At 35.9% G+C, this 22,535-nt stretch carries 15 protein-coding genes, 1 tRNA gene and 2 pseudogenes; 13 read left to right on the top strand and 5 right to left on the bottom strand.

The window, feature by feature from the left end; all coding sequences use genetic code 11:
• The first annotated feature begins 7 nt into the window (after window positions 1-7).
• From BOQ62_RS10600 to BOQ62_RS10585, 4 genes are all read left to right on the top strand, one after another.
• Window positions 8-1,057 (top strand): DUF6263 family protein, encoded by a 1,050-nt coding sequence (locus BOQ62_RS10600; RefSeq protein ID WP_129039321.1) that lies wholly within the window; start codon window positions 8-10, stop codon window positions 1,055-1,057.
• Between the two features lie 58 nt (window positions 1,058-1,115).
• Window positions 1,116-1,346, top strand: a complete 231-nt coding sequence (locus tag BOQ62_RS10595; protein WP_129039319.1) for a hypothetical protein — start codon at window positions 1,116-1,118, stop codon at window positions 1,344-1,346.
• A gap of 30 nt (window positions 1,347-1,376) precedes the next feature.
• Window positions 1,377-3,917 carry a YfhO family protein gene (locus tag BOQ62_RS10590; RefSeq protein WP_129039317.1) on the top strand — a complete coding sequence of 847 codons (2,541 nt, stop codon included), beginning with the start codon at window positions 1,377-1,379 and terminating at the stop codon, window positions 3,915-3,917.
• Window positions 3,918-3,990: 73 nt separating this feature from the next.
• Window positions 3,991-5,283 (top strand): glycosyltransferase family 4 protein, encoded by a 1,293-nt coding sequence (locus BOQ62_RS10585; protein WP_129039315.1) that lies wholly within the window; start codon window positions 3,991-3,993, stop codon window positions 5,281-5,283.
• Window positions 5,284-5,365: 82 nt separating this feature from the next.
• Here BOQ62_RS10585 and BOQ62_RS10580 read toward each other — a convergent pair whose 3' ends face one another.
• On the bottom strand, window positions 5,366-6,025 hold the full coding sequence (locus tag BOQ62_RS10580) for a hypothetical protein (protein WP_129039313.1): 660 nt from the start codon (window positions 6,023-6,025) through the stop codon (window positions 5,366-5,368).
• Window positions 6,026-6,144: 119 nt separating this feature from the next.
• On the opposite strand from BOQ62_RS10580, the gene BOQ62_RS10575 reads away from it, so the two are divergent.
• Complete coding sequence (locus tag BOQ62_RS10575) at window positions 6,145-7,110, top strand: YpdA family putative bacillithiol disulfide reductase (protein ID WP_129039311.1); 966 nt, start codon at window positions 6,145-6,147, stop codon at window positions 7,108-7,110.
• A 94-nt stretch (window positions 7,111-7,204) separates the two neighbouring features.
• On the opposite strand, the pseudogene BOQ62_RS10570 reads toward BOQ62_RS10575, so the two are convergent.
• Window positions 7,205-8,385: pseudogene (locus tag BOQ62_RS10570) on the bottom strand (MFS transporter).
• A gap of 302 nt (window positions 8,386-8,687) precedes the next feature.
• On the opposite strand from BOQ62_RS10570, the gene BOQ62_RS10565 reads away from it, so the two are divergent.
• The 3 genes from BOQ62_RS10565 to BOQ62_RS10555 all read left to right on the top strand — a co-directional run bounded on the left by BOQ62_RS10565 (window position 8,688) and on the right by BOQ62_RS10555 (window position 12,722).
• Window positions 8,688-9,566, top strand: coding sequence for a helix-turn-helix domain-containing protein (locus BOQ62_RS10565; protein WP_129039309.1), 879 nt, complete (start codon window positions 8,688-8,690; stop codon window positions 9,564-9,566).
• An 89-nt stretch (window positions 9,567-9,655) separates the two neighbouring features.
• The gene (locus tag BOQ62_RS10560; RefSeq protein ID WP_129039307.1) at window positions 9,656-11,584 is read left to right on the top strand and encodes an oleate hydratase; all 1,929 of its coding nucleotides are present in this window, start codon (window positions 9,656-9,658) and stop codon (window positions 11,582-11,584) included.
• A gap of 241 nt (window positions 11,585-11,825) precedes the next feature.
• On the top strand, window positions 11,826-12,722 hold the full coding sequence (locus tag BOQ62_RS10555) for a 3-hydroxyacyl-CoA dehydrogenase (protein ID WP_129039305.1): 897 nt from the start codon (window positions 11,826-11,828) through the stop codon (window positions 12,720-12,722).
• Window positions 12,723-13,067: 345 nt separating this feature from the next.
• On the opposite strand, the gene BOQ62_RS10550 is transcribed toward BOQ62_RS10555, so the two are convergent.
• On the bottom strand, window positions 13,068-14,765 hold the full coding sequence (locus BOQ62_RS10550) for a glutamine--tRNA ligase/YqeY domain fusion protein (RefSeq protein ID WP_129039303.1): 1,698 nt from the start codon (window positions 14,763-14,765) through the stop codon (window positions 13,068-13,070).
• A gap of 127 nt (window positions 14,766-14,892) precedes the next feature.
• On the opposite strand from BOQ62_RS10550, the gene BOQ62_RS10545 reads away from it, so the two are divergent.
• Both BOQ62_RS10545 and BOQ62_RS22470 read left to right on the top strand, forming a co-directional pair.
• On the top strand, window positions 14,893-16,023 hold the full coding sequence (locus BOQ62_RS10545; RefSeq protein ID WP_129039301.1) for an alpha/beta hydrolase: 1,131 nt from the start codon (window positions 14,893-14,895) through the stop codon (window positions 16,021-16,023).
• A 509-nt stretch (window positions 16,024-16,532) separates the two neighbouring features.
• Window positions 16,533-16,700, top strand: coding sequence for a bacteriocin-like protein (locus BOQ62_RS22470; protein ID WP_164976724.1), 168 nt, complete (start codon window positions 16,533-16,535; stop codon window positions 16,698-16,700).
• A 14-nt stretch (window positions 16,701-16,714) separates the two neighbouring features.
• On the opposite strand, the gene BOQ62_RS10540 is transcribed toward BOQ62_RS22470, so the two are convergent.
• Entirely contained in the window at window positions 16,715-17,719 is a 1,005-nt protein-coding gene (locus BOQ62_RS10540) for an o-succinylbenzoate synthase (RefSeq protein WP_129039299.1), read from the bottom strand.
• Window positions 17,720-18,736 carry a class 1 fructose-bisphosphatase gene (gene fbp / locus BOQ62_RS10535; RefSeq protein ID WP_034695188.1) on the bottom strand — a complete coding sequence of 339 codons (1,017 nt, stop codon included), beginning with the start codon at window positions 18,734-18,736 and terminating at the stop codon, window positions 17,720-17,722.
• A 324-nt stretch (window positions 18,737-19,060) separates the two neighbouring features.
• On the opposite strand from fbp, the pseudogene BOQ62_RS10530 reads away from it, so the two are divergent.
• From BOQ62_RS10530 to BOQ62_RS10520, 3 genes and pseudogenes are all read left to right on the top strand, one after another.
• Window positions 19,061-20,298, top strand: a pseudogene (locus BOQ62_RS10530) (aspartate kinase).
• Between the two features lie 22 nt (window positions 20,299-20,320).
• Window positions 20,321-22,162, top strand: a complete 1,842-nt coding sequence (locus BOQ62_RS10525; RefSeq protein WP_121488578.1) for a lysophospholipid acyltransferase family protein — start codon at window positions 20,321-20,323, stop codon at window positions 22,160-22,162.
• Window positions 22,163-22,271: 109 nt separating this feature from the next.
• Window positions 22,272-22,344 (top strand) — tRNA-Phe (locus tag BOQ62_RS10520).
• Window positions 22,345-22,535 lie beyond the last annotated feature (191 nt).

Here is a 22,535-nt window from a genome sequence, read left to right as displayed (position 1 = left end):
AAATCAAATGAAGAACATTGCAGCGCTTGCGCTTATATCATCAATAGCTCTTGTATCTTGTAAAAAAGAAACAGCAAAAATAACGAAAGTAGATCCTAAAACCGGAAAAACAGTAACGGTAGAAGTTCCTGCTGATTCTGTAGCGAAAGTGGCAGAAAACCCTGCAATAAAAGATTCTGCAGGTGTTATTACACAAACTTTCAAGCTTGAAAAAGGAAAGGCTTACCCTCTTACTACGTATCAGAGAGATGTAAAAACAATGACAGATCCTCAGGGGAAATCTATGACTGCAACCAGCGAGTCTACAGATGAAATGAACTTTGTCGTGAATGACATTAAAGGGAACGTATACGAAATGACCCTTAATCTTGTTGCGAAAAGAAACTCTCAGTCTGCACAAGGAAAAACAGTTGTGGTAGATACAAAATTACCTATTCCTAAAGAAGATGATCTTAAAATGATCTGGAATGTAAACAAAGCGCTTACCGGAAATAAACTAGCCATGAAAATGGATACAAAAGGTAATGTAATTTCCATCACAGGTTTTGATGCTGTTTATACTAAAGTAGCAACGGCTGTAGGTACTCTTATCAAAGATGCCAATCAAAAAGAAAGCGTAGTAGCAAGCCTTAAACAATCGTTCAATGAAAAAGTATTAAAAGATCAGTTCCATAAAAACCTGATGATTATTCCTAAAAAAGGAGTGAAAATTGGTGAGAAATGGTCAACTTCTGAAAATGCTGATCCAAGCGGAAACGTAAAAGTAACATCCAATTATGTAATGAAAAGCTTAGGAAACGGAGCTGCAGAAATTGCAGTAACCGGAGGTATTCCTAAGAAAACCGAAAAGAAAGCTCAGGGACCAATCACCCACAGTCTGAGCAGTGAACTGGTTCAGAACGGAACCATTAAGTTTGACGAAAGCACAGGATGGATTACCAACCAGAATATTACCGTAAAAACGACACAGATAGAAACTATTTCTGATGGAAAACAATCTCAGTCCATGAAAAGCGTTTCTAATTCTTCTGTAATGGTAAACCCATCTGCTAAATAACTGAATTAAATGTATTCAGGGTTTAAACTTTAAGCCCTGAACTTTAAATTTTAAAATTATGAAGTACATTCTTGAGTTAGTACTCACTGCCATTATTATTTTCTTTGTCTGGAACATTCTGAAAAGAATTTTCTTTAAGACGTTTTATAGTTACCGTTTTAATAACCACAATCAAAACAACGGACAGCAGGACATACACAACTCGAATAAGAATAACAAACAGAACCTCAATTGGGATGCAGAAACTGTAGACTTTGAAGAGGTGAAAGAGAGTAAGGACAAAAGGTAAAATTCCAAGAAATAAAAGATAATAACCAGCATGGCAAAAAATAAAAACTTAATTTATATTGCAGCTTCATTAGTAGTATTTATAGTTTTAGCATTTTTATATTCTACTCCTGTATTTACAGGAAAACAGCTTTTCCAGCACGATATTGTGCAGTACAGAGGAGGAGCAAAAGAACTGCTCGACTATAGAGCGAATACAGGAAATGAAACCTATTGGAGCGACTCTATGTTTGGGGGAATGCCGACTTATCAGATGGGAAGCCAGTTCAAAGGTGACATCATCAAAAAAATCGACAGCAATCTGAATTTCCTGCCAAGGCCGGTCAATTATCTTTTTCTGCTTTTCGCAGGATTTTTCCTTTTGGGAATGGTAGTGGTCAGAAACTGGAAGTATGCACTCTTAGGAGCCACTTTCTTCGGGCTTTCGACCTATTTTTACATTATTATTGCGGCCGGACATAATGGTAAAGTAAACACCATTGAATATTTTGCCCCGCTATTAGCTGGAATTTTACTCGTTTATATCAGAAAACAATACATCTGGGGATTCATCGTCACAACCCTCTTTATGGGGTTACAGATTGCAGCCAATCACCCACAGATGACCTATTATCTTTTCCTTGCACTAGGATTCTTATTCTTGTCTGAGCTCATCAGAGCCATTCAGAAAAAGACACCAATGAAGCACTTCCTGATCTCATCAGGAATTATCGCCGCATCATGTATTATTGGAGTTGGAATGAATTCACAAAGAATCATGGCCAATTCTGAATATGTAAAAGAAACCGTACGTGGAAAACAGATTTTAGATAACGACAGTCATATTTCAGGGAAATCCGGAATGGATAAAGAAAGTATGCTGATGTGGAGCTATGGACAGCTTGAAACCTTAAACCTTTTCATCCCAAGATTAATGGGTGGAGGAAGCCAGGAACCGGAAGGGAAAGAGATGATGAACAAAGTTCAGGAACTGGTTCAGGAAAATGTAGGTTCACAGGCAGAAATGGACAGAATCTCCAAAGGTTTCGGCGGAATGACGTATTGGGGAGATCAGCCGGGAACTTCAGGACCTGCTTATCAGGGAGCTATTGTTTGTTTCCTTGCTCTATTAGGATTTTTCTTTGCATCAAAAAAATACCGTTACTGGATTTTAGGAGCCTCCATCCTGACAATTTTACTGGCTTGGGGAAGCAACTTTATGCCTTTATCGGACTTCTTTATTGATTATGTACCGTTCTATAATAAATTCAGAGCACCATCTTCTATTTTAGTGGTTGTAGAGCTATTATTCCCTCTGATTGCTATTCTGGGATTATACAGATTCTTTACAGACGAAAAATTGACTGAGGAATACAAACAGAAAATTCTTCTTTATGTAGGGGGTGGAACTTTAGGATTGTTATTGATTCTTTTAATCTTTGGAAAATCATTATTAGGGTTTTCAACAGAAGGCGAAAAGACTTATTTTCCTCCTTTCCTACTCGATTATCTTGTAGATGAAAGATATAAATTATTCAGAATAGATGCTATAAAAGCATTTATCTATGTAGCCATTACAGCTGCAGCATTATTCTTAACTTTAAAGAAAAAGCTTAATCAGAATATTGCATTGGTAGTAATCGGAGTCGTGAGTTTATTTGATCTTTGGACTGTAAACAAGCGCTATTTAAACGATGAAAACTATGTAGATAAAATCTTTGCAGAAAATCCTTTCCAGACAGAAAGTTCAGATCTTTTGGCTGAAAAAGTTCAGGAAAATCCAAATCTGGAATCTATTTTAGCCAATGTGAACATCAATAAAACATTGGAGACTATCGCTGAAAAAGATAAAACTCACTACAGAATTTACAACCAGACTTTGGGAGTAACAAGTGAAACCAATACCTCTTATTTTAAAGCTTCAATTGGTGGTTATCACGCTGTAAAATTAAGAAGATATGATGATGTTCTGAATGAATACATCAATAGTATCGACAGCGTAAAAACCCCTAATGTATTAAACTTATTAAATGCTAAATATCTGGTTTTCGGAGGTCCTGATCAGCCACAGGTTGTTCCTAACCCAAAAGCCAATGGTAATGCATGGTTTGTAAGTGACCTGAAGTTCGTAGATAGTCCTAATCAGGAAATTAAATCTATCGGAACTATCGACAACAAAAAGACAGCAGTTATTGCTTCATCTGATAAAGCCTATTTTTCAGACAAACCTATTCAGGCAGATTCTACCGCATTTATCAATCTGACGAAATATCAGCCAAACGAACTTGAATTTAAATCTCAGTCGAAAACTCCTCAATTAGCAGTATTCTCTGAAGTGTATTATCCTCACGGATGGAAAGTGCTGGTAGATGAAAAAGAAGTTCCATACATCAAAGCAGATTATTTACTTCGTGCAGTACATGTTCCGGCGGGAAATCACCATATCAGAATGGTTTTCGAACCGGAAGTGATTGAAAAAGGGAAATGGGTTTCTCTTCTTTCATTCGGATTATTTATACTATTATCTGCCTTTGGAATTTTCTGGATGAATAAGAACAAGAAAAAAGAGATTGCAGCTGAACAAAAAGCTTAATGAAGAGATAGAGTAAGATTCTTCACTGCGCTCCGCTTCGTTCAGAATGACAAAGACCATTTAAGCTAAGAAAATGGAACAAAAGAAAATATTGATTATCACCTATTACTGGCCTCCTGCGGGAGGTCCTGGTGTTCAAAGATGGCTCAAGTTTGCAAAATATCTGCCAGACTTCGGCTGGAAACCCATTATTTACACTCCGGAAAATCCAAGTTATCCATTGCTGGATGAAACGCTGATGAAAGATGTTCCGGAAAACATTGAGATGGTAAGAACCAAAATCTGGGAACCTTATCAACTGGCTGAAAAACTGAATAAAAGCAATAAGAAATTTAAGGCCGGACAATTTGATGTAGGAAAAAATCAAAGCTGGAAATCTAAACTTTCAATTTGGGTAAGAGGTAATTTTTTCATTCCTGATGCCAGAGTTTTTTGGGTAAAACCTTCCGTTACATTTCTGGAAAAATACCTGAAAGAAAATAAAATAGATACCATTGTTACTTCCGGTCCACCCCACTCACTTCATCTGATTGGTTTGGGACTTAAAAGTAAAATGCCGGATCTGAAATGGATTGCTGATTTTCGTGATCCATGGACAGAGATTTCCTATTACAAACATCTGAAATTAACCAAAAGCTCAGATAAAAAACACCGTCAGCTTGAAAGTGCTGTATTTAAGAATGCAGACATCACGCTGGCAACAAGTTATACTGATGCTGAAAACTTTAGAAAAGCAGGAGCTAATGCCGTTTGCATTACGAATGGGTTTGATGAAAGTGATTCGGACGAAAAAGCGAAAGGGAAAAAGGCTGAAAATAAATTCACACTTAGTTACATCGGAGTTTTGGAACAGCTCAGAAATCCGGAAAATCTATGGAAAGCTCTTGATGAATTGATTAAGGAAAATATTGAATTTGCAGAAAATTTTAGATTGAAATTCGTAGGAAGAATAGATGATAAAATCCTTCATACAATAGAAAATTCGAGTTTAAAAAATCATATTTTGAATCTTGGATATCTGGCCCATGGCAAAGCAGTGGAAGAAATGCAGCATTCTGATATGCTTCTTATCACCAATTTCCCGAATGAATCATCAAAGGGAATCATCCCCGGAAAAATATTTGAGTATCTGGCTTCAGGAAAACAGATTCTTTCCTTTGGACCTGAACAAGCAGATGTAGCAAAAATTTTGGAAGAAACACAGGCAGGAAAACACTTTAATTATCAGGATACAGAAACTGTAAAAAAGTTTATTCTTGAAAAATTTGAGCTTTGGAAAAACGGCAGTCTTCTCAAAAACACTCAAAATATTGAACAGTTTTCAAGAAAAAACCTTACCCGTCAATTGACTGAAGTTTTGAAATAAAAAAGGAATGGAAGTTAGAGGCCGGGAGCTGGAAGTTATTCCGTCTATCCGCTTCTAACTTCTAACTTCTAACTTCTAACTTCTATATCGTCCACTGGTCATTCAAAACAGCAACCAGGTAATATTTACCCTGAAATTCTTCAAAAACAAAACGAACTGTTTTCCAATCCATATTTCCGTATTTTTCGGTTCCTTTAATATAGTTTTCGGTGAAGTCGTCTTTAGGATAAATTTCCTTTAAATTATTCAGTGAATTACCACCACCTATGAACTTATTCAATGAATATTGTGCGGTGGTAAAATCTTTAGAAAATACCCATTTACTAAGATAATCATTGATCGTCGCTTTATAAGGATCTCCGGAACCATCGTGTGCTCCCCAGGTAAATAATGTTTTGGTAGGCAGATATTTTTCAAAATCTGCTTTAGAAAAATGCTTATCTTCTTTTACATCCACATAAGCATACATTGAAAAACGCACTCCTTTTTCAGGGTGAATCAAAGAGGCAAATGTGGTATAATCTTTATCCTTTAAAGCTTTTAAAACCTCATCATTGGCCTGTTTTAAAACAGCTTCTTTATTAACGTTATTTTGAACGGTTCCAGCACTGTCTACTTTATTTTGTGCAATGGAATCAATTTGATTGGGAACAGGTTTGCCAGCCTCTTTTTTACAGGCTGTAGCAACACTGAGAACTAATACTGTACTCATAGCTAATAGGGGAATAAATCTCTTTTTCATATGATAAGATTTTTGGTGGATAAAAAGAGTACCAAAACTGATGCCAACCGTTATAATGGAGAATTGATAATTGATGATTGATAATTCATAGTTTATAATTTCAGTTGTACCTTTGTTCTATGGAAATTTTGGACATTCTCATTATCAGAGCTGGCCCCATCGGTCTAAATTGTGCTATTGAAGCTCAAAAAAACAATCTCAGTCATTTAATTATAGAAAAAGGAACCATTGTCAACTCACTGTACAATTATCCTTTATACATGCGTTTTTTCTCTACGGCTGAGAAGCTGGAAATAGACGAAATTCCATTTATTTCTGCTGCTCCCAAACCGGGAAGACAGGAAGCTTTGGAATACTATCAGGGAATTGCCAGACAGAAAAAGATCAACATCCACCTCTATGAAAAGGTGTTGAATGTTTCAAAAAATGCTGAAATATTTGAGATCAAAACGACCAAATCAATCTATTTTGCTAAGAATGTAGTAATTGCTACCGGATTTTATGATATTCCTAATCTTATGAATATTCCAGGGGAAAATCTTCCGAAGGTCAAGCATTACTACACCGAACCTTATCCATATGCAAGGCAGAAAATAGTGGTAGTTGGTTCAAGCAACTCTTCGGTAGATGCAGCACTGGAAACTTATAGAAAAGGAGCTGAAGTAACGATGATTGTCCGCCACTCTGAGATTTCCAAAAGTGTAAAATATTGGGTAAAACCGGATATTGAAAACAGAATTGCAGAAGGAAGTATTAAAGTCCATTTTAATGCAGAAATGATCGAAATCAAAGAAAACACAGTCATTTTCAAGGATGAAAAAGGAGAAATTCATGAAATTGACAATGATTTTGTATTGGCCATGACAGGCTATCTTCCGGATTTTGATTTCCTTAAAAATTCAGGAATTGAGCTTAATGGAGACTGTCTAAAACCATTTTATAATCCTGAAACCATGGAAACCAATATTTCCAATCTCTATCTGGCAGGAGTGGTATGTGGAGGAAAAGATACGCATCTTTGGTTCATTGAAAACTCGAGAATTCATGCGAATATGATTATCAATACAGTTCTTTCCAAAGCTTAATAATAAACATTCATCTATATTAAAAAGCTTCGGGCAATTTCTACGAAATTGCCCGAAGCTTTTTTAAATTGATAAGTCAAAAGCATGATATCTCTTATATCACATCTTCTTCCACTTTATTTTTATCTTTAAGCATCCATGGAATGATAAAGTAAAAACCTACAGCGATAGCCACTGCCAATACTCCTGTTCCAATCCACAATATACTGAAGCCTAACTTTTCTGCAATCAACGTCCCTATATAAGGGGTAACGATGAATGCTATAGAAAAAGAAATTCCATTCAATCCCATATAAGCACCTTTATTATTTTCTCCGGAACGTAATGCTGTGATGGTTGACATAAAGGGAAGTGTCCATATTTCTCCTACACAAAGTAAGGTCATAGACAGTACAAGGGTAATGATGCTGTAATCAAAAGCCAGCATTGCATAGGAAACTCCACAGAGGAAAGTTCCGAACAGCATTGTAAAAGCTAAAGTAAAATACTTCTCAGCTACCTGTACCAGTCCCATTTCCAGCAATACAATCAGAAAACCGCTGTATCCCAAGATATATCCAATGTTTTGCTGACTCAAATGTGCGGTATCCTTATAAAATATGGTCAACGTACTGAACAATTGGAAGAAACATATGGCAAAAAACATACAGAACGCACAATAAATCAAAAACTTACCGTCACGATACGGGGAACTTTCTTTTTTAACTACAATGACTTCTTTTACCGTTTTAGCTTTCTCTTTTGCTACTCGTGCACGATCTTTAAAGAACCAGATATACATCAACCCAGCCAGCAAAGCAGCCAATGCATTGCTGAAAAAGAGAAACTCATAAGAAATAGCAGAAAGAATACCTCCCAAGGCCGGCCCGATAGAAAATCCCAGATTGACAGCCATACGATTCAACGAAAAAGCTCTGGTAATATTTTCTGGCTTTGCATATTTAGTGATTGCCACTGAGTTGGCCGGACGGAAAGTTTCACTTACAATACTTTGGGCTAAAATAATTCCCGCCAAACCAGTTTCTGTTGTGAAAAGGGGAATCATACAGAATAAAGGAACACTGAGAAATAAACTCAGACTCTGTACCCTGTACTCTCCTATTTTATCAGTGATCATCCCTCCCAGCCATGATCCAAGAACCGAACCTATTCCAAAAAAACTCAGTACAATTCCGGAATTTCAATACTGAAATGTAAATGATTCGTCATATAAACTCCCAGAAACGGAAGTACCATAGAACCGGCCCTGTTGATGAGCATTACCAACGCCAGCATCCAACTCTCCTGCGAGAGTCCTTTGAAAGAACTCGTATATACGTTAATTAATCTCACAATAATATTTTGGGGAAATTTGAAAGTGCAAAATTAGATAAAAATAACCCAAAAGCCCCTATTTAAACCTGTTTTTTATAAATAACATCAAGAAAACTGACCCATTGGCTCTATTTTGGAAAAAATGGATCTTTTTGCTATTTAAAGTCTAAAGACTTTTATAAAAATCGTAAATTGCAGTAATAACTATGTTTTTAAGCTGAAAAAACTTGAAAACACAATAAAAATTTAACCAATACGTAAGAATGGTAACCTACGAAAATTTACATGATACATTATCTTTTTACAGTATTGACTGCCGGCAATCCTACTACATTTCTTCCGGAAAACCCATTTTCGAATTTCCTAAAGCTCCCTTTAGAATGGATTACTATGCCCTGTGCATTTGTACCTCAGGAGAAATAAATATTGAGATAGACCGACAGAAATACAAGGTAAATGCTCACAGTTTTTTGATGGCTGCTCCTTCTACTATTGTAAAGTTTGTAAAAACCAGTCATGATTTTACAATGAAGCTGTTGTTCTTCGACAAGAACTTTCTGATTAAAAATATTTCCAATCCGTTTATCATCGAGAAAATGAATCTTTTTTCCAAAGGTTCATACAGCATTGTAAAAACCTCAGCAAAGAATTCTTTGTTACTGCAAAATCTTCTGGATGATCTTGATAAAAAATCAAAGAAGCAGAGGAAGTTTACAGACGAAATTATCCGCACCATTATTTTTCATATTCTACTGGAAACTGCAGAGATTATGGAACAGCAAAATTCGACAAATCCTGAAAAAGAAGAGGGTAAAAAAGATCTTTATCTGAAATTCAGTAAACTGATCAGAGAAAATATTACCCGGGAGCGAACGGTTCAGTTTTATGCAGATCAGCTTCATGTTTCCAATAAATATCTCATCGAAATTATTAAAAAAGCAAGCGGAAAAACACCTCATGAAGTTATTGATGAAGCCTTATTGAAGGAAGCTTATGTTATGCTTGGAAATCCTGATCTCATCATTTCTGAAATTGCTTTTGAACTTCAGTTTAATTCCGCATCGGCATTTGGCCGATTTTTCAAAAAACATACTACACTTTCTCCTTCAGAGTACAGAATTAAAGAAAATATTCAGTCTTAAGAATTTGGGGATAATAATTCTGAACTTGGGGATATATATCGCTTTGTGAATAAAGGTACCTTTATACTGTTAATTAAAAACAATACAAAATGAGTACGATCAATTCAAAATTCGACAAAGTTTTAAATGCCTCTGACGAGTTCGGGAAAGTAAATCACGAACCGGATTCAAGTAAAGAAGTTCAGATTAACACTCCTGAAAAAACAATGCCTTTCTCCGATCAGATCGGAAACTATCAGCGTAATAAAGGAATTCCTTTACAATCTTACGAAAACAGTAAAATCTATATTGTAGGAAGCGGAATTGCAGGGATGTCTGCCGCTTATTATTTCATCCGTGACGGCCATGTTCCCGGCAAAAACATTATTTTCCTTGACCAATTGAATGTTGAAGGCGGATCTCTGGATGGCGCCGGTAATGCTAAAGACGGTTACATCATCCGTGGAGGAAGGGAAATGGATATGACCTATGAGAATTTATGGGATATGTTCCAGGATATTCCTGCCTTAGAATTGCCTGCCCCATACAGTGTATTGGATGAATACCGACTCGTTAATGATAATGACCCGAATTACTCTAAAGCAAGACTAATACATAATCAGGGACAGATCAAGGATTTCAGTAAATTCGGACTTGAGAAAAAAGATCAGCTGGCGATTGTAAAATTGCTGTTAAAGAAAAAAGAAGAGCTTGACGATTTAACGATTGAAGATTATTTTTCTCAATCTTTCCTCGACAGTAATTTCTGGTTCTTCTGGCGTTCTATGTTTGCCTTCGAGAACTGGCACAGCTTACTGGAACTGAAACTGTATATGCACAGATTCCTCCATGCTATTGATGGAATGAAAGACTTCTCATGTCTTGTTTTCCCAAAATACAACCAGTATGATACCTATGTAACTCCATTGAAAAACTTTCTGGTAGAAAAAGGGGTACAAATCCAGTTTAATACTTTGGTAAAAGATCTTGACATCCATATCAATACCGAAGGAAAAACAGTAGAAGGAATCATCACGGAACAGAACGGAGAAGAAGTAAGAATACCAATCGGTAAAGATGACTATGTTATCGTAACTACCGGATCTATGACAGAAAGTACATTCTACGGAGACAATAATACCGTTCCTGAAGTTACGATTGACAACAGCAGTGCCGGACAAAGCGCAGGATGGAAACTTTGGAAAAATCTTGCCGCAAAATCTGAAGTGTTCGGGAAACCGGAAAAATTCTGTAGCCATATTGAAAAATCTTCATGGGAATCTGCTACATTAACTTGTCGTCCTTCCGCTTTCACAGAGAAACTGAAAGAATTGTGTGTGAATGATCCTTACTCAGGAAGAACAGCTACCGGAGGTATTATTACCATTACAGACTCTAATTGGGTGATGAGCTTTACCTGCAACAGACAGCCACACTTCCCTACACAACCGGATGACATCCTTGTAGTATGGGTATACGCCTTATTGATGGATAAAGAAGGTAATTACATTAAAAAACCGATGCCTCAGTGTACCGGAAATGAAATTCTTGCCGAATTATGTTACCATCTAGGAATGACTGATCAACTGGATAACGTTATAGAAAATACAATTGTACGCACAGCTTTCATGCCTTACATCACTTCTATGTTTATGCCAAGAGCAACGGGAGACCGTCCAAGAGTGGTTCCTGAAGGATGTACCAATTTAGGTCTTGTAGGACAGTTTGTAGAAACTAATAATGATGTTGTATTCACCATGGAAAGTTCTGTGAGAACGGCAAGAATAGCGGTTTACAATCTGTTGAATCTTAACAAACAGGTTCCGGATATCAATCCGTTACAGTATGATATCAGACATTTATTAAAAGCGACTCAGGCTCTTAATGATTATAAACCTTTCTTAGGAGAAGGAATCTTAAGAAAAATACTAAAAGGAACTTATTTTGAACATATTCTGGTCAACCGCCCTGAAGAAAAAGAAGAACATGAATCTTTCTTAACCAGATTTCAGGAATGGGTAAAAGGAGTAAAAGATTAAAACAAAAAATAGTTTTAAAGCAGCATATTCTTTATTCTTAACGCAAGGGTTTATAAAAGTTTATCACTATTTTAAGTGAGCAAAGGCAGATAAATCTGCTCCACCAAGCAATACGCTTCATCAAATCAACTTGTTGATTCTCTTCTTTGCTTCCTTTAATAAATCATTATTATTCTAAGCCTTTGCGTCAAAGACAAAGTATCATCTACTTTAAAAACATTTTTAATTAAAAATAAATCTCATGGATTTTAAAAATATAACGATAGCAGGAAGTGGTGTATTAGGATATCAGATCGCCTTCCAGACTGCCTATCACGGTTTCAACGTAACCGTATATGATATTAATGATGAAGTATTGGAAAAAGCCAAAGGTAAATTCACCACTTTAAGTGAAGCTTACCAAAAGGATTTGAATGCAACACAGACACAACTTGATGCCACATTTAAAAATATCAGCTATTCATCAGATCTTGCCGAAGCAGTAAAGGATGCAGATCTTCTGATAGAAGCAGTTCCTGAAGATCCAGCCATTAAAATAGAATTCTACCATAAGCTGGCTCAGGTAGCTCCGGAAAAAACAGTATTTGCAACAAACTCTTCTACCCTTCTACCCAGCCAGTTTGCTGAAGATACAGGAAGACCGGAGAAATTTGTAGCCCTCCATTTTGCTAATGAAATCTGGAAACATAATACCGGAGAGGTAATGCGCCATCCAGGAACTTCGCAGGAAGTATTTGATTCAGTAATCCAATTTGCAAAAGATATTGGAATGGTGGCATTACCCATTAACAAAGAACAGCCGGGATATATTGTCAATTCATTATTAGTTCCATTGCTTGGCGCTGCAGTTAACCTTTGGATTGATGAAGTATCGGATATTGAAACCATTGACAAAACATGGATGGTAGCCACCGGAGCACCAGCAGGACCATTCGGTATTTTGGATGTTGTAGGAATTACAACAGCTTATAATATTAATAAAATGGAAGCTGAAGAAACAGAAAATCCATTGAAGATTAAAGCTGTTCAAAAATTAAAAGAAGAGTATATTGATAAAGGAAAACTGGGAGTCTTGACAGGTGAAGGGTTTTATAAATATCCTAATCCTACATACCGAGATAAAGACTTTTTGAAATAGAATCTTAAACTATTAAATAAAAGCAAGACTTGTATGAAGTCTTGCTTTTTTGTTTTTTATGATTATGGTTTATATGAATCTGTTGGAAAACGCAAGGGCGCAAGATTATTCCTTTCTATATAATATAAGGCGCAAGGATTTTATCTCCGATAAAATTGAACACTGTTGACTTTGAGAACTAAGAATATTAATTGATTAAGTATTACATTTGCCGGAAATCTTCGATTTCCTTGCGCCTTAAAATATTCACAAAGTATAAACTTCTTAGCGCCTTCGCGTATTCCAACAAAAAAAACAGAACTTCAATGAAGTCCTGCTTTATGTATTTTATATATTTCCGAAAAATTATTCAGGTTTAAAAGAATCTTTTAACGTTACTGTACGGTTAAATACCAAAGCATCGTCTGTAGAATCCTGATCTTTTGTAAAATACCCGATTCTTTGGAACTGTAATGGTTCACCAACAGCAACCTCTTTCAGGCTTGGCTCAGCAAACCCTTTTACCGTTGCTACAGACTCAGGATTGATGAAGTTTAAGAAGTCTACATCTTTTTCCGCATCAGGCTGCTCTACTGTAAACAGGTGATTGTAAGTTCTCACTTCTACAGGAAGAGCATGTTTTGCAGATACCCAATGTAAAGTTCCTTTTACTTTTCTTAAACTTTCCTCTGTTCCGCTTCCGGATTTACTCTTATCATCATACGTAGCGTAGATGGTAGTGATCTCTCCATTTTCGTCCTTCTCTACTCTTTCAGCTTTGATGATATAGGCAGATTTTAAACGAACTTCTCCACCTAATTTAAGTCTGAAGAATTTATTGTTAGCTTCTTCTTTAAAGTCTTCACGTTCAATATACAGCTCTCTTGAGAATGGAACTTCTCTTGTTCCTGCATTTTCCTGCTCAGGATTGTTCTCAGTCTCTAACCATTCTTCCTTGTCTTCAGGATAGTTTTCAATCACCAATTTTACAGGATCTACTACTGCCATTACACGCTTAGCTACCTTGTTCAGGTCTTCACGTACACAGAAATCAAGCAATTGGATTTCGATAAGGTTTTCTCTTTTTGCTACCCCTACTTTATCAATAAAGTTTCTGATAGAAGTTGGAGTATATCCTTTTCTTCTCATCCCTGAAATAGTAGGCATTCTTGGATCATCCCATCCGGTTACCACCCCTTCAGCGACCAGTCTCTGAAGCTTTCTTTTGGAAGTAATCATATAGGAAACATTCATCCTAGCAAATTCTCTCTGCTTGTTTTTAACCCTTCCATCTTCGTAAACCTGATCCAAATACCAGTTGTACAAAGGTCTGTGGTTTTCAAACTCTAAAGAACAAAGTGAGTGCGAAATTTGCTCGATATAATCAGATTCCCCATGAGCCCAGTCGTACATCGGATAAATTTTCCAGGCTGTACCTGTTCTGTGGTGAGGTTTATTCAAAATTCTGTACATAACAGGGTCACGCATATTCATATTAGGCGAAACCATATCGATTTTTGCACGAAGAGACATTGAACCACTTTCAAATTCTCCGTTTTTCATCCTTTCGAATAAATCTAATGATTCTTCAACAGGACGGTTTCTGTAAGGAGATTCAATTCCCGGTTCTGCAGGATTCTTTCTTTGTTCCGTAATTACTTCAGATGGCTGCTCATCTACATAAGCTTTTCCTTCTTTAATTAACTGAACTGCCCAATCGTAAAGCTGCTGGAAGTAATCGGATGCGTACAATACTTTATCCCATTTGAAACCTAACCATTCAACATCTTTCATGATAGAATCTACGAATTCCTGCTCTTCTTTTTCAGGGTTCGTATCGTCGAAACGAAGGTTTACAGGAGCATTGTATTTTTCACCAAGACCGAAATTGATGCAGATCGCTTTTGTGTGTCCTACATGCAGATAACCATTCGGTTCAGGTGGAAAACGGAAACGGATCTGATCTCTTTTCAAACCGTTTGCCAGATCCTCTTCAATAATTTGCTCAATAAAATTGAGTGATTTTTTTCTTCTTCCATTAAAGTAGCTTTTATTTTTTAGCAAAAAAAGTTTCACAAAGTTACGGAAAAATAAGCGTTTCTAAAAGTGATAATTTAAAAGCCTTATCCATTGTATTTCAGGAATTTTCACTAATTTAGGAAAGCTAAAACCATTGTAACCTTTTACCATCATGGGCGTTTATATCTTAAGCAACCGGAAAATCATTCGTCATAAAGGTGAAAAAGTAGACTCTTTTTCCAATGACGAATATTCAATTCCTAATTTCAGAATTGCCAAATGTGATTTTGACAATTATCAGGAACCTACTCCACAAGCCAAAAAAAAGAAAGACTATACCAACAGGAATATCTTAAATTATAAGCTGTTCTCTGAACCGGAGAAACAGGGCTATGAAGAAGTTTTAGAAGTTTTGTTGAGTGAAAAAGGGATTAAAAATTCCTCACTTACGGCCAATAATCTTGGCGGAACCCAAAGGATGTTCTACGAACTGTACAAAAATATGTCTTCCACGAAGGACAGAAGTGATGTTCTGATATTCATCCACGGTTATTTGTATGATTTTGATGATGAACTAAAGGCTATTCTTGATCTTAAGAAAATATTTATTGATAATCCAGCATCCCCTGTAGAACATATATTATTCGTAAGCTGGCCAGCCTCAGGAAGTATGATTCCTTTAAGTTATTTTGATGATAAGGCTTCCAGTATTAATTCCGGGGCATCTCTTATGAGAATGTTTTATTTCTATACCCAGTTTTTAAAAGATATTTTTTCTAACCGTGATCTTAAACCGTGTAACCAGAGAATTCATATCATGGCTCATTCTTTGGGAAACAGAGTGCTTCAAAGCATGCTTTACAGTCTTAAAAGAGAGAATATACTGCGTGTTATCGACCAGGTTTTGTTGTTGAATGCGGATGTAAGCTATAAAGTATTTGAAGATTCTGAAGATTCATATAATAAACTGCCATTATTAGCTAACCGAATTTCCATTTATCTGAACAGACAAGATCTCATTCTGGGAGCTTCTCAGTTTACGAAAAACATCCTCACCCCAAGACTTGGTAAAAACGGGCCAAGTGATATTGATCAATTCAAAGATATTGTGTCTATTATCGACTGTACATTTGTAAAAGATGATCTGCTTAACAGCCTTAAATATGAAGTAGGAAATCATTGGGGATATCTTTCCAGCTCACAGGTACAGAATGACATCTTTCAGAATTTAAATGGGATAGACCGAAATCTCATTACCAACAGATCAAAAGATAATGAAAATATTTTCACAATTATTTCTTAACAAATAATTAAAATAATCCTTAAAAAATGAACTATACGTTAAAATTAATTCGCTGATATAGAATGGCATAAAGATTGCCAATTCAAACTATAGGGAATTACAATTTTTTATTATGGAACAGATTAAAAAAAGGTTTTCTTATATCTTAAACTATATAAAGAAAGCGATCTTCGTAAAAGATGTGATTTAACTGAATAAAAACCTTTAAAAACAAAAAAAACTATCCGACCCAACAACTACTTTATCCTTTAGACAAAGCCGATTTATGAATATTATTCCTACAGATCAGATGCAGGAATGTTTTTCATGCTTACATCCTTGAAATAATTCTTATGCCATTACTCAATTAATATACTGATTCCAATAGGCTTTTCTCCGACCTGTTTATTATTATTTGACATAATGTAAAATTTTCATAAATAAGTTAAATAATGCAAAATAACTCACCACATGTTGTATAATTGAAAAAAGTTTTCGACATTTACTTATCAATCAAATAAAATTAATACATGAAAAATCTAAAAAAAATCAACAGAGGAGAATTAAAGACGATCAAAGGAGGAAGACCACCTCTTGGATGTAATAGCTGGAATCCGGTTGCCATGTGCTGCAGATCTTGGGGACCAGACTACTGTGGTCAGACTACATGTCCGGATTCCCCTCCACCATTATGCTAATTAATTTTCAATCATTATTTTTTGAACCATAACAACTCATTCTTGAGTTCTAAATCGGATTCAAAATTATTGACAAATAAAGCTCCAGTGCCTAAACCTTGAGGCATTGGATTTTTTTTGGTAAATGTATACTGAGCAATGGCATTCAATCCGATATTGCTTTCCAGTGCTGACGTAATCCACCAACCGATATTTTGATTTTCAGCCAGAGAAATCCATTCATCCAAACCTGAAAAACCTCCTATTAATGCAGGCTTCAGAATAATATACTGAGGATTTATTGTTTCTAAAAGCTGTTCCTTTTTTTCAGGATCAATAATTCCGATAAGTTCTTCATCCAAAGCAATCGGAGTGGGTGTTTGGGCACATAATTCGGCCATATCATTCCAGTTTCCGGCTTTAATAGGTTGTTCAATAGAGTGAATATTAAGATCTGCTAATTGCTGCAAAACTATAACCGCTTCTTCTTTGCTAAATCCCCCGTTCGCATCCACACGAAGCTCAAGCTGATCTTTGGAAAATTTTTCTCTTAATTTTTGTAGAATAATATGTTCGGATTCCCAATCGACCCCGATTTTTAATTTAATGCAGTGAAATCCTTTTTCCAGCTTCTCCTGAATCTGTTCTTCCATATATCCTGCATCGCCCATCCATATCAGACCGTTAATCGTAATAGCAGATTTTCCTTTGGTAAATTCACTTGGAAAATAAAGACGATCTCCATATTTCAGATTCTGAACAGCCTGTTCATATCCAAACCAGATGGACGGAAATTCTTTCAGTTCTTCTTTCAAAAAAGCAGCATCCTGATTGATATTTTCGCACAGCCATTTTAATTTATTTTCATAATCAGGTCTGTCATCAAAACTGAGTCCTCTGAAAATAGCACATTCCCCTACTCCTTCTTTTCCATTTTCTGAAATAGTGAGGATATAGGTTTCCTTATCAAGCAAAACGCCGCGAGATGTTCCACTCGGGCGTTTGAATTGTAATAAATATTGTAAATAATTTGCTTCCATTTATTTTACGCTGTCGATACGCATAAATTCTTCAGCTTTTTCTACCATTTCAATACTTCCGCAGAAGAATGGAATTCTCTGGTGAAGTTCTGTAGGTTCTATTTCAAGAATTCTTCTGAATCCATCGGTTGCTTTTGCTCCTGCCTGTTCTGCAAGGAATGCCATAGGATTACATTCGTATAAAAGTCTTAATTTACCATTTGGAGCCTGTGAGTAAGAAGGATAAATATAAATTCCTCCTTTCAGCATGTTTCTGTGGAAATCTGCTACCAGAGAACCGATATATCTTGAAGTATATGGACGGTCTCCTTCTTCCATCTGGCAATATTTAAGGTAATTTTTAACTCCCTGAGGGAATTTGATATAATTTCCTTCATTGATGGAATAGATTTTCCCTGTTTTTGGGAAAGTCATATTCGGGTGAGAAAGATAATATGTTCCTAAAGATGGATCTAATGTAAACCCATTTACCCCATTTCCTGTAGTATACACAATCATGGTAGATGAACCATAAATAACATATCCTGCTGCAATCTGATTAATCCCTTTCTGCAAAAAGTCTTCCAGCTGTACCGGAGTTCCTGGTTCAGTAACTCTTCTGTAGATTGAGAAAATAGTTCCTACGGAAACATTTACGTCAATATTGGAAGATCCGTCCAAAGGATCAATCAGTACTACATATTTGCTTAAATGACCATTTTCACCGCATTTAATATCGATAAAATCATCATTTTCCTCAGAAGCAATACCACAAACAACCTCTCTTTGAGACAAAGCCGTAATAAAAATTTCGTTAGCGATTACATCCAGTTTTTGCTGCTCTTCTCCCTGAACGTTTTGGTTTCCGGCAGCACCTGTAATATCTACAATTCCGGCTTTATTTACTTCTCTGTTTACCACTTTCGAAGCCAATCTTATTGCACTTAGAAGACGAGAAAATTCACCTGTAGAATACTGAAAATCGTCCTGTTTATCTATAAGAAATTCTCCTAAAGTCTGTAATGGTTGATTTGACATATTTTTCTTTTTACGTTTTGCCCAAATTTCGGAAAATTTATCGCATTAAGAAAATTTAATTAAAAAAGAGACTACCAACTGTATTTCAACAACATACAAACACAAAACAACATAACATCTTCTCTTCACTAAAAATTATGTCTCCAAATTTGTTACATAAGACTCAAGAAAAATTAAGATTATTTCATTATTTGTTGATTTTAAGGAAATCTTAATTCTATCTCTGCACTAGGCTATTTCATATCTCGTTGTAAATTTATAATTTTGACGTCCGTAAAAAACTCATGTAATTTTTTATCTAACAATTTTATTTTTAACAATTTAATGAAAATTTTCAAGTTTGGTGGAGCATCAGTAAAAGATGCTGAAAGTGTAAAAAACGTGTCTATGGTTCTAAAAAGCCAGGGATTTGCCAAATGCTTGCTGGTCATTTCAGCAATGGGCAAAACGACAAACGAGTTGGAAAAAGTTGTAGAACTTTATTTCAAAAAGGATAACTATCAAACTGAGATTGAAAAGATAAAACGAAAACACATTGAGATTGCGGAAGGCCTTTTCCCTGAAAATCATGCGGTTTTCTCTGAAATCAATCTCTTTTTTGATGACATCGATTCTTTTTTAAGAAGAAATAAATCTCCCAACTACAACTTCGTGTATGATCAGGTAGTAAGCTGTGGGGAAATGATTTCTACTAAAATCGTAAGTGAGTATCTGAATGAAATCCAATTTACCAATCAATGGTTAGATGCCAGAGATTATGTTAAAACAGATAATTCATATAGAGAAGGTACGGTAGACTGGACAAGAACAGAAGAATTTATCTCCAATCTTAATCCTGAGATCTGTTATGTAACCCAGGGATTCATTGGTTCTGACGACAATAATTTTACGGTGACGTTAGGAAGAGAGGGTTCTGACTACTCTGCTGCTATTTTTGCTTACTGCTTAAATGCTGACGCCATGACGATCTGGAAAGATGTACCCGGAGTAATGACCGGAGATCCAAGAAAGTTCAATGATGTAGCTCTTCTTTCTAATATTTCTTATGAAGAAGCGATTGAAATGGCGTATTACGGAGCAAGTGTTATTCACCCGAAGACATTGCAGCCGCTACAGCAAAAAAACATTCCTTTTTATGTAAAATCTTTCGTAGATCCTACCAAAGAAGGAACAAAAGTAGGTGCTTCCGACAAAAACCAACAGGAGGAATCTTATATTTTAAAAGAGAACCAGGATCTTCTGAAAATCTCAACAAGAGACTTCTCTTTCATTGCAGAAGATCATATGAGCTTAATTTTCGGATTTTTATCCAAATATAAGATCAAAGTTTCTCTGATGCAGAATTCTGCAATCTCTCTGGCATTGTGCCTTGAGGATAAGTTTAATCATATTGACGAGCTCAACGAAGAGCTTCAAAAAATTTTTAAAACCGAAGCAATTAAAAATGTATCTTTATTCACAGTAAGAAATGCGAAGATGGATCACATTGATAAATTTTACCATGAAAAAATGTATTATTGGAACAAATTTCCAAGAATACACTTCAAATGGTAACACAATAATATTAATTGCGACTAAACACACATGAGTTTAATTTCGAAAAACGATCTGATCAAAGCTTCCGGCTTAAATAAAATTGGGTTTCTCAAGAACCCGGTAGCATCTGCTGTGATGAGCATTGCTAAAATAAATGAAGTAAACAGACTATACGACAAACTAAAAGACAAGGAAGGCAAAGACTTTTTCGACTCATTTGTGAGAGAAAGAAACCTAAGCTATGTAGCTTTTGAAGAGGATCTGGCAAAGATTCCGAAAACGGGACCGTTTATTCTGGTTTCCAACCACCCACTGGGTGCTATTGACGGAATTCTGATGTGCAAGGTCTTATCAGAGGTTCGTCCGGATTTCAAGGTAATGGGAAATTTCCTTTTGGAAAAAATAAAGCCTATGGAACCGTATGTAATCGCTGTAAATCCTTTTGAAAACAGAAAAGAAGCTTACAGCAGCTCTTCAGGAATGCGTGAAACACTCAAGCATTTGCAAAACGGAGGCTGTGTAGGTATTTTCCCGGCAGGAGAAGTTTCCAACAAAAACAATCCTTACGGAGAAATTTTAGATAAGGAATGGGAAAAAACGGCACTTAAGCTTATCAGAATGGCTAAAGTGCCGGTAGTTCCTATGTATTTTCATGCAAAGAACAGCCGACTTTTTTATCAGGTGGCTAAACTTCATCCGAATTTACAGACTCTGATGCTTCCCGCAGAAATGATGAATGACAGAGAAAAACCTATCAGAATCAGAATCGGGCGTCCTATTACTGTAAAAGCAATGGATGAAATGGAAACGATTGAGGAATTGGGAGAGTTTCTTAAACGTAAGGTCTATATGATGAAATCTTACTATGAAAAGAGAAAATCCCTTGCTCAAAGCATCAACCTTCAGAATTTATCGGTAAAGTTTCCTTTGCTGAAGGAAGAAAATATTGTTCAGAATATCATTGACGAAACTCCTGTGGAAGACATCATAAAAGATGTCGACAAGCTGAGAGGAACTGACAAAATGTTGTTCAGCAACGGAAATTATGAAATCTACTTCACAACTTATGAAGAAATTCCTTCTATTATGAGGGAGATCGGGCGCCAGAGAGAGCTTACTTTCCGTGCGGTAGGTGAAGGAAGTAATCTTCCGTTTGACCTTGATGAATATGACAAACATTACCACCACCTGTTCCTTTGGGATAACGGTGAGAAAAAGCTGGCTGGTGCTTACAGAATGGCATTGGGTAGAGAGGTAATGAAAAAATATGGTATCAAAGGTTTCTATACAAGCTCTTTATTTGAGTTTGAGCAGGACATCCATCCTTTCTTCAAAAAGGTGATAGAAATGGGCCGCGCCTACATCTGTCAGGAATATCAGCAGAAACCGCTTCCACTTTTCCTTTTATGGAGAGGAATTGTACATGTATGCCTAAGAAATCCTGATCATAAGTTCCTTATGGGTGGTGTGAGTATTTCCAACAAATTCTCGGAATTCTCAAAATCACTAATGATCGAATTTATGCGTTCCAATTATTTTGATTCCGCAGTAGCTCAATATATCACTCCAAGAAATGAATATAAGGTAAAGCTTCGTGACAGGGATAAGAACATTTTCTTTGAGGAAATGGAATCTGACCTTAACAAGCTTGACAAAATCATTGATGACCTTGAACCTGAATTGAGACTTCCTGTTCTGATCAAAAAATACATCAAGCAAAATGCTAAAGTAATCGCTTTCAATGTGGATCCCAACTTCAATGATGCGATTGACGGATTGATGTATATCCGAATCAGTGATCTTCCGGAAAATACGATCAAACCTGTATTGGAAGAGATGAGTGAACAGATCAGAAAAGAACAGGAAAATAATCCGGCTGATAATCAGTAGGTTTTTAATTTTATTCAAAAAAAGTACGATGAACACTTGCTTTGTATACTAAAACTTACTACTTTTGCATCACTTTAAAACAACGAAGTAAGTCAAACAAAAATATAATGGTTTCTTAGCTCAGTTGGTAGAGCAATGGATTGAAAATCCATGTGTCCCTGGTTCGATTCCTGGAGAAACCACAGAAGTTAAACACAACTTAACTTACTCAATCAAGAAAATCCCTTTTAAACAATGTTTAGAAGGGATTTTTGTTTTAATGATGTTTAATAGCGTTTCATCAAATTTAGTCCTTTTTTGTCCCTATACTGTCCCTGAGGACAATTTAAAAAGATTTTCAGTTGTATCACAGACTAATTTTGAAACAAAAAAA

This window comes from Chryseobacterium sp. CH21 (assembly GCF_004119445.1).
GTDB lineage: Bacteria > Bacteroidota > Bacteroidia > Flavobacteriales > Weeksellaceae > Chryseobacterium.
This window is presented reverse-complemented; position numbering and strand designations above follow the sequence as displayed.

Coding starts and splice junctions, on each gene's coding strand:
- BOQ62_RS10600 (WP_129039321.1), top strand. CDS start 8: ATGAAGAACATTGCAGCGCTTGCGCTTATATCATCAATAGCTCTTGTA.
- BOQ62_RS10595 (WP_129039319.1), top strand. CDS start 1,116: ATGAAGTACATTCTTGAGTTAGTACTCACTGCCATTATTATTTTCTTT.
- BOQ62_RS10590 (WP_129039317.1), top strand. CDS start 1,377: ATGGCAAAAAATAAAAACTTAATTTATATTGCAGCTTCATTAGTAGTA.
- BOQ62_RS10585 (WP_129039315.1), top strand. CDS start 3,991: ATGGAACAAAAGAAAATATTGATTATCACCTATTACTGGCCTCCTGCG.
- BOQ62_RS10580 (WP_129039313.1), bottom strand. CDS start 6,025: ATGAAAAAGAGATTTATTCCCCTATTAGCTATGAGTACAGTATTAGTT.
- BOQ62_RS10575 (WP_129039311.1), top strand. CDS start 6,145: ATGGAAATTTTGGACATTCTCATTATCAGAGCTGGCCCCATCGGTCTA.
- BOQ62_RS10565 (WP_129039309.1), top strand. CDS start 8,688: ATGGTAACCTACGAAAATTTACATGATACATTATCTTTTTACAGTATT.
- BOQ62_RS10560 (WP_129039307.1), top strand. CDS start 9,656: ATGAGTACGATCAATTCAAAATTCGACAAAGTTTTAAATGCCTCTGAC.
- BOQ62_RS10555 (WP_129039305.1), top strand. CDS start 11,826: ATGGATTTTAAAAATATAACGATAGCAGGAAGTGGTGTATTAGGATAT.
- BOQ62_RS10545 (WP_129039301.1), top strand. CDS start 14,893: ATGGGCGTTTATATCTTAAGCAACCGGAAAATCATTCGTCATAAAGGT.
- BOQ62_RS22470 (WP_164976724.1), top strand. CDS start 16,533: ATGAAAAATCTAAAAAAAATCAACAGAGGAGAATTAAAGACGATCAAA.
- BOQ62_RS10540 (WP_129039299.1), bottom strand. CDS start 17,719: ATGGAAGCAAATTATTTACAATATTTATTACAATTCAAACGCCCGAGT.
- fbp (WP_034695188.1), bottom strand. CDS start 18,736: ATGTCAAATCAACCATTACAGACTTTAGGAGAATTTCTTATAGATAAA.
- BOQ62_RS10525 (WP_121488578.1), top strand. CDS start 20,321: ATGAGTTTAATTTCGAAAAACGATCTGATCAAAGCTTCCGGCTTAAAT.